The following is a 1,076-nucleotide window of genomic DNA, read 5'->3' on the forward strand; positions in this document are numbered from 1 at the left end:
ACCGCGCTGCTTGAGGGCCTTGTTATAAGAGGGCCAGTTGGTGATTTTAAAATTTTGTTTTGCCATGGAGACCTGATTTTGAAACAACTGTGGAGATCTGCTCCGATGATTACCCAAAAGTTCTATTTATTCAACAAAGCCTTCTCCAAGGTGAAACTCACCATGTCAGAATGCGAAAAACTGCTTTTTAAGCCTAAGGAGGTAGGTAAGTCGTTCGGCGATAAGGTGAAACTGGAGGATTTCCGCTGCGTCAGGGTGAAAAACAGGGATACGTGGTAAATAGCACAATAAACCACCCAATTGACCTAGGGATAACCCATGCGCTATAGTCACTCTGCATCTGCAAATTCAGGTGCCGGGATTGTCACCCCGATGAATAAACCGCGCCAATAGACACGCCGCGAGCGTGTTTTTTATTGGCCCCAGCCAAGTCACATATCAATGGTGGCTCAGGTGGGGGAGCCGTAAGGCTCGCCGGTTGGTTTATCCGGTTGTGACAACCCTGTCTGAGCTACCACCAATGAGATTGTCACCTCGAGTGGTAGCAGTACTGCTATAAACCATTGGAGGTCATCGTGACCGTATTAGCCACCACTCCATTCACTTTTGAAAATCACATAGTGCGCACAGTCATCATTAATGATGAGCCTTGGTTTGTTGCCAAGGATGTTTGTGATGCTCTAAAACTAACGAATTCTCGCATGTCTTTACAAGCATTGGACGATGACGAGAAGGGTGTAAGTTCAATTTACACCCTTGGCGGGCAGCAGGATTTAGCGATCATCTCCGAATCCGGCATGTTCACCTTAGTACTACGCTGCCGTGACGCTGTGAAGCAGGGCACTCTGCCCCATCGCTTCCGCAAGTGGGTGACGAGTGAAGTACTTCCCTCAATCCGCAAGACCGGCAACTACGAGAATCCGCAGTATAAACCTCAAGCCGCCGAACTATTCAGTAGCCATGATATCGACAGCCTTACCCGCCTCGTCTGGAGCATGGCAAACGGTTTTCACTTCGACCGGGCATGGAGCAACGCCATTTGGTACGCTCTGCGCCGTGTAACCGGCGTACCCTCC

Annotated in this window: 2 protein-coding genes; both read left to right on the plus strand. The window is 49.4% G+C overall.

Annotation, left to right across the window (positions count from 1 at the left end):
• The first annotated feature begins 105 nt into the window (after positions 1 to 105).
• A complete protein-coding gene (locus QZ506_RS18405; RefSeq protein ID WP_291973029.1) occupies positions 106 to 279 on the plus strand; it encodes a DUF1187 family protein in 174 nt (57 codons plus the stop codon).
• Positions 280 to 617: 338 nt separating this feature from the next.
• On the plus strand, positions 618 to 1,076 hold a 459-nt coding region (locus tag QZ506_RS18410), incomplete at its 3' end, for a BRO family protein (RefSeq protein WP_291973030.1).

This window comes from Candidatus Symbiopectobacterium sp., from assembly GCF_020054415.1.
GTDB lineage: Bacteria > Pseudomonadota > Gammaproteobacteria > Enterobacterales > Enterobacteriaceae > Symbiopectobacterium.

Coding starts and splice junctions, on each gene's coding strand:
- QZ506_RS18405 (WP_291973029.1), top strand. CDS start 106: ATGATTACCCAAAAGTTCTATTTATTCAACAAAGCCTTCTCCAAGGTG.